This is a genomic window from Limosilactobacillus vaginalis DSM 5837 = ATCC 49540, assembly GCF_000159435.1.
In the GTDB taxonomy this organism is placed as follows: domain Bacteria; phylum Bacillota; class Bacilli; order Lactobacillales; family Lactobacillaceae; genus Limosilactobacillus; species Limosilactobacillus vaginalis.
In genome coordinates, this window is record NZ_GG693412.1 from 672,972 (window position 1) to 680,033 (window position 7,062).

General features: G+C 37.8%; 6 protein-coding genes. All 6 read left to right on the forward strand.

Annotated features, from left to right (window positions below; all coding sequences use genetic code 11):
• Nucleotides 1-385 precede the first annotated feature (385 nt).
• The 6 genes from HMPREF0549_RS03045 to HMPREF0549_RS03065 all read left to right on the forward strand — a co-directional run bounded on the left by HMPREF0549_RS03045 (nt 386) and on the right by HMPREF0549_RS03065 (nt 6,806).
• Nucleotides 386-676, forward strand: a complete 291-nt coding sequence (locus HMPREF0549_RS03045; RefSeq protein ID WP_003716795.1) for a type II toxin-antitoxin system MqsR family toxin — start codon at nt 386-388, stop codon at nt 674-676.
• A 14-nt stretch (nt 677-690) separates the two neighbouring features.
• Nucleotides 691-1,614, forward strand: coding sequence for a type II toxin-antitoxin system antitoxin SocA domain-containing protein (locus HMPREF0549_RS03050; RefSeq protein WP_003716796.1), 924 nt, complete (start codon nt 691-693; stop codon nt 1,612-1,614).
• A 30-nt stretch (nt 1,615-1,644) separates the two neighbouring features.
• Nucleotides 1,645-2,292, forward strand: coding sequence for a DUF6037 family protein (locus HMPREF0549_RS03055; protein WP_040530873.1), 648 nt, complete (start codon nt 1,645-1,647; stop codon nt 2,290-2,292).
• 306 nt (nt 2,293-2,598) lie between these two features.
• The gene (locus HMPREF0549_RS10095; protein ID WP_003716798.1) at nt 2,599-4,179 is read left to right on the forward strand and encodes a hypothetical protein; all 1,581 of its coding nucleotides are present in this window, start codon (nt 2,599-2,601) and stop codon (nt 4,177-4,179) included.
• A 31-nt stretch (nt 4,180-4,210) separates the two neighbouring features.
• Entirely contained in the window at nt 4,211-5,524 is a 1,314-nt protein-coding gene (locus HMPREF0549_RS10100) for an LTA synthase family protein (RefSeq protein WP_258409004.1), read from the forward strand.
• A gap of 163 nt (nt 5,525-5,687) precedes the next feature.
• A complete protein-coding gene (locus tag HMPREF0549_RS03065; protein WP_040530875.1) occupies nt 5,688-6,806 on the forward strand; it encodes an AI-2E family transporter in 1,119 nt (372 codons plus the stop codon).
• Nucleotides 6,807-7,062: the final 256 nt, after the last annotated feature.

Consider the following 7,062-nt stretch of genomic DNA (forward strand, 5'->3'; position numbering starts at 1 on the left):
TTGATTAAAATTATGTAGATATTGCTGAAGCTGTAGTGAGTACCACAAGAACACATAAGACTGTAATACCAGCGTATTGTTGGCGTTACAGGTTTTTGGTTACTTAAATGGGGCTGCTTTAACACGTTTGTTAACACGGGCAGATGTTGGTAAGTAGTTTTTGAATGGTAGAAGTGCTTGGATTGCTGGTGTAGCAAGCTTAGTCGTGGTTAAAATGTTTTAACTTTAGTGAACTGAATTATCTTAATCATATGCAGAATATCTTGATCATTTTGTGAATTTTGATTAAGATACTTTACTTTTTAACGTTCTTGCTACTAATTAGTAGTAAAGACATCACCGTCATGCTATAATGATATAGCAATAAAATATTAGGAGGATTGTAATGGAGGTTGGTGAGGCATTAGCAAGATTGAAATTTCTTGTAAATCATGATCGATTTTATATGGTTCAACGACAAAGTAGAATGGCAATGCCGGTTTCTGTAACTTTAGCTAAGGAAATTGTTAGACAGTTATCCATTAACGATTTTGTCAAACATGAACCTAATCGAAATAATCCATTACAATTTGTTTGGGTATTTAAAACTAGTGATGGACAGACTTATTACATTAAGTTTGTTTTTACTGAGAACAACCAGAAAGTGGTACTTATCAGTTTTCATCTTGATTATTAAAGGAGGAGGTTTATATGGCTTACCAAAAGAACTTCACAACTACTTATACCATTAACGGACATGAGTACACGGTAACGGCGCCGGCTCTTTTTGACAGTAACACCAATGAACTGATTCCGGATAAAGAGCTGGATGATCAAGCTGCCGAAATAGCTCGTCAACAATACCGTGATGAGATGGGATTACTGTCACCACAAGAATTAAAGCAATATCGTGCTAAGGTAGGACTATCTCAACGTAATTTAGCTGAATTAACTGGGTTAAGTCCAAATACAATAGCACTTTACGAGGCTGGTGCATTTCCTACCAAAGCCAATAATAGACTGCTAAAATCACTCATTGCTAATGATGATGTGCTTCAACAATATATTGCTGATGAAAAGAATGATTACTCTGATGAATTAATTTCGAAGGTGAACTCTTATCTAAGCAATAATGATGGTGTGGTTGAGTCACAAAAGGAGAAACCTAAGTTTACGGCCGTACAATTAGCTAATTGGTTACGAGTTGAAAACTATTTTGAAAGGGATAGCGATTTAAATATTGACCCGTTGACACAAATGAAGGTCATTAAACTGCTCTACATTGCGTATGGGAGATTTTTAGCCGCAACCAGAAATAAATTATTTTCTTCAACAATCGTCCACTTCCAATATGGCCCATTGATAACGGAAGTACATGATAAATTTAATGGTCAAAGTGTTCTGGACATTGATAAGCCAGATAAAGAAGCGATGGATGACTATAACTTAGTTTCACAGGATGGCGAGATTGTAGATCTTCTAAGTAAAGTGAACGAAGATTACATTAACTACAACGCTGCTCGATTAAGCAAGCAAACTCATCGGCCAGGTTCACCGTGGGACTTAACTCCAGATCGGGAAGTAATTAAGGATCAGTTGATTTTTGATACGTTTAAGCGAGGGATAGAAGAATAAAGTTCGTATAGTAAAAAGGAAGTATTGGTGTTGAAATATTTTACTAAATTACGTCAAGTTGTAATGGAAATGGAGAAAGAAGAAGTTGTTATTTATCCTTGCTACGTTAGTTATAAAAGTACGAAGTATATTGTATTGATTGAGCGAATTCTTGACGATACAAATAATTCCGATATTGCAAAACTAATTTTTATGGATGCAGATAATTTATCTGATAAGCTAGCAGTTATGGTAAATGATTATAGTTTTTCTTCAGCTACTACTAAGGAGATCAGAATATTTTTTAATATTCCATATGAGGATGGTAAACTTGGTACGCTTTTTCAGAATCTTTATATGAGTTTAAGCAGTCAATTTCCAAACCACTATTTTCCAAACTATAAGAACCAAAAGTCACTTCGACAAATTGTTCTTGATGAAATTGGTAGCAATTCTCCTGCTAATGCTGACAAAAAGTACTGTCATCATATTAAACGCCTTGGTGTAACTGCAAACGGTAAGCATATGAGGAGAAGTGCTTATAACAGTCAAAAAACTCAACTACTCCGTCCATCTCTATTCAATTATTTTTGTAAAGATAAATCGTTGAGTTCCTGTTTTTATGATGACCCAAATATGGAGCGAAACGATACGCAAATTATTAATTATTTTTCTAGTAACAAGGGAATTAATGTGTAATACTTAGTATTAATTAAGATAGCTTAAATGTTATATTTAGTAGTAAATTATTTACAACTAATATATTGTCACATCAGATTTTGACCATAGTTTCTGAATACACTTTTAACACGTTTAGAGTCTAATACTGTCATACCAATACCTCAGCTAATACAAAACAGCGACTCTAGTCAGCATTTATAACCATGAAAAGGCCTGTAATAGCAATAATCAACGTTGCTATTACAGGCCTTTTGTATACTATTTTTTGTATCTCCCCACCGTCTATATTAAAATAGGGAAGATATTATTTTAGGGGAGAAAATCATGCATCGATTAAAAAGTAATCTAGTTTGGGTTGCGCTGATGCTTTGGGTAGGAATTGCCCAGGTATATTGGCAACTCGGACCACATATAGCGAGTTACAGTAATGCCAGTCTCCATACCAGTGCGTATGAAGTCTTAAAAGGCTTAACATTGCTTGGCTCTGATATTCTGATTTTACTGTTAGGGTATTTCCTATCACAAAGGAGTCATCGTGAATCGACAATCATTAAAGCATGGCTGAACGCTTTAGTCCTGGGTGTCCTGGCTAGTGTATTAGTGGCACTTAGCACCAACCAGCTTGCAAAGGTCACAGTCTTTCATATCGACTTCTTCAATGCAACTTTTCCGTTATTGCGGAATACCTATCCACTGATTTTCGGAAGCTTACTGGGACTAATTCTGACTGCAGTAATTAATGATCAAAAATTCATTTGGCGTCGGCCGGCTTTGATTGGTATTTGGCTTCTCATAATTGTCCCACTCTTTTGGACACCAAATATTTGGGGATGGACGAGTAACCATTTAACATTATTTTATGCGTTACTGTTTGTCCTTGGTGCCAATGTTAAGCAGGGAAGTTATCATCGAAAATGGCTTCTTATTACTGGCTTGGGATTACTGATCACAGTTATCCTTCAAGGGATCATGCCATTCATGAGTATTGATGGGCGAACAACAAGTCGCTTCACCACACCAACCAATATTTTCACCGTTTTAGCTGCTTATGGAATTGTCAAAATTACGGTGAATCACTTAGAACAGCCAAATTGGCGATCGTTATATTCCTACTTAACGTTAATTGAGAATACGGCATTACTGGCAAGTGTCCAACTCATCGTGAAACTTCACAACGCTTATGGCAGCTTGAAGGCGGGAATAATTACAATTATTTTTCTCCTTTTTTCCTTAGCATGTTCCTACGTTTGGTGTAGATTATCAACGGGTAATTTTGCTAAGCGACACCTTCAGCGAATTGATCGGTTCACTGGTCAATCCGCTGACGAACAGCTTCAATTAATAAAACAGCGGCTTAATTCCTGGATGCCAAATATTATTCTGGGAATTATCTCATACTTAATCGCAGCTCTTTCGATGCTATTAATGAATGACGGCTTTTCTGTAAGTCCGAACGTTGATGCAACCTACAATATTTTTGCCTACACTTTTGGTCAACGGGAGCTACTATTACTCTTTACGGCATTCTTGATCTTCGCGGTCATTAAGTTTATCCAGGCATTGACCAATCGCTATTGGATCGGGTTGATTAGTGTTATTGCAATCAGTGCAGTTTTTGTTGTGGCTAATCATGAAAAAAATGTTGCTCGAAACGAACCAATCCTTCCTGCAGATCTTGCGATGGTGCGGGTCGCTAAAAACTTGTTTGGCATGGTTGATGGTATAGTTTGGATAGTTGCCCTGGTAACCTTAATGATCCTGATTGCGGTAACTGTTTGGCTAGAAAAGACTCATCCCCTAAGAAACGCAGTGGGGGGGGGTAACACAACGGTTGCTATTTGTTCTCCTGGCCCCATGCTTATTTGCGACAGCGTTTTTGTGGAACCATCAAAATACTCCCTTTAATAATCTGATGACCTCCATTGATGATCAGCCGATGTTTTACAACCAGCTAAGTGGGGCAAGAATCAATGGGCCGTTACTTCAGTTTATGAATAACATCGACGTTACGGTAATGGTCAAGCCAGCCGGGTATTCTCAACAGGCCATGGATAAGATTGTTCATAAGTACCACTTGGATGCTCAGCAAATTAACCGCCAACGAACAAACTCGTTTAGCAAGCAAACGATTATTTTTAATTTGAGTGAAAGCTTTGCTAATCCCCAACGAGTTCCCGGGGTGCAATTGAAGAACAATCCTGTACCATACATTACTAAGCTCAGTAAACAAAACACTGGTGGCTTAATGATTAGTTCGGGCTATGGCGGTGGAACAGCCAACATGGAGTACATGGCATTGACCGGGTTTGCGTTAACTAATTTTTCACCAACTTTGCCAACACCATATACTCAACTAGTTGCTAATTTGAAAAACAACCCATCAATCGCTCAGCAATTTAAGTCAGCAATCGCAATTCATCCCTATAACGGGGCCTTTTATAACCGCACCGAGGTTTACCGAAAATTTGGGATTGATCGGTTCCTCTATTTGGGAAGTAAGTACCCAATTCGTCATCAGAAAAAGATCGATCGGAGTCCATACCTTTCCGATCAAACTTCCTACCAAAATGTGTTAGATCAGTTAATGAATTACCACGGTGGCCGGTTCATTAACCTGGTAACGATGCAGAATCATTTCCCATATAATCAGCACTATTACAATGAAATTAGTAAATATCAGGCGACAAAGGTTTCTGCCGGTACTGATAAGTCGTCGGTAAATGATTTTGCTACTGGGATTCACCATACTGATGAGGCAATGAAGCAATTCATTACGGCGATTGATAAAATTGAAAGGCCAATTACGGTTGTCTTTTATGGGGATCACTTACCAGGAATCTATGGCAATGAGATGACCAAGGATGGCCTTAAACTCCATGAAACAGATTATTTCATTTATTCTAATCGGTATGCGCGAGAGCATGGAGCGCGGAACTTTAAGCAAAAGACGGCCTATGTTGCACCCAACGACTTTATTGCAATGGCAGCTAAGCAAACCAACTCCAAAGTTGACTGGTATCAGGCCTTGCTGACACGGGTTTACGAACAGCTGCCGGTGATTACCGAGGATGTTCAGGCAAGCGGTAATGTGAATGCCTACAATAGTAACAGTCGCTTTATTACGCAAAAAGGTAAGATCCTTAAAGAAAACCAGCTAACGAAAAAGCAAAAAGCGCTACTTCATGATTACCGTCTTGTTCAGTACGATGTCACGGCAGGTAAGCACTATGTTGTTAAAACGATGAAGTAAGTAGTACTACAGATACGAATTTCAAGGTTAAGATTGCTAATAGAAAGGAATGAATTATTTTTCTCATTTACAATCAAACATCCTTAGTGTATGGTAGAGGGGATGTTGTGGCACCTGCTTTTACGAGGTGTCCTTTTATTTTGTAAATGTTAGGATTATGATAATGAATCGAGAAAAATTTTATCATTGGCTGTTTTGGCCGATCGTTTTTTTGACAATTGCGACACTAATCTTTGTTTGTACCAAAATTCAGTTTATTTTTAAGCCGTTTTGGACATTCCTATCAGTGGTCTTTGTTCCATTACTGTTATCAGGATTCTTATACTACATGCTGAATCCAATCTTAAACTTAATTGTGAAGATTAAGATCGGCAAGTTCCGCATAAATCGTGGTATAGCTAGTTTATTGATTGTCGTCTTGCTAATTCTGATTATTGTTTGGGGGATTTCTGCATTGATTCCACCAGTAGTAAAGGAAATTAGCCAATTAGTTAATCATTTACCACAAACAGTTAGCGGGTTACAGAGCCTAATGAACGATACAATTAAACATTCACCCTTGAAACATGTGGATCTTAATGCCTACTATCGTCAATTTGATCACCAATTGGCCGCTTATGCGCAGAAGATTCTAAAAGGACTTTCTGAACGAGTGGGCGATATTATTGGAATGGTTACTAACATTACCGTTGTTACCATTACGGTTCCGGTGATGCTTTTCTACATGTTAAAGGATGGTTCAAAGCTAGTTCCTGCCATTCAAAAGTGGCTTTCACCACACCATGCTAAGGAAGTTAACCAGTTACTTGGTAAGATGAACAACACCTTGTCGTCATACATTGCCGGACAAGTGATTGAGTGTCTCTTTGTCGGCGTCTTTACTTCAATTGGTTACCTGATTATTCACGAACCACTAGCACTTGTCCTGGGGATTGTCGCTGGTTTGTGCAACATCATCCCCTATGTTGGTCCATATATCGGGATTGCCCCAGCACTATTTGTTTCATTGACAATGGCCCCGGATAAATTAATTTGGGTAATTGTCGTTGTTCTGATTGTTCAACAGGTTGATGGTAATATTATCTATCCAAATATTATCGGTAAGACCCTTAAGATTCATCCACTAACAATCATTGTCCTCTTGCTTGCTGCGGGGCACATTGCTGGGATTGCCGGAATGATTCTTTGTATCCCATTCTATGCTGTTCTTAAGACTGTGGTTGAATACATGTTTGATATTTATCGGATTGAGCATCCGGTGAAGGATGAACAGGGAGAATAATAGCTTTTTGTAATGTTTTATTAATAGATCTTAAAAATCCTGGAGGGTACTTTATAATACGCCTACAGGATTTTTTAAGTTTTAAAGAATATAAACTATTTGTTTTGTACCGCTTGGACAGCCTGTTCAGCAGTTAAGTTAAATGACTTCATTAAGCGTTGTTTGATATCTTGATTATCAAGACCAAGTTCTTTATTTTCCATTCAATTATATTCGGAAAGATTCCTATATATTATATAAAGAACGGCTAAAAATA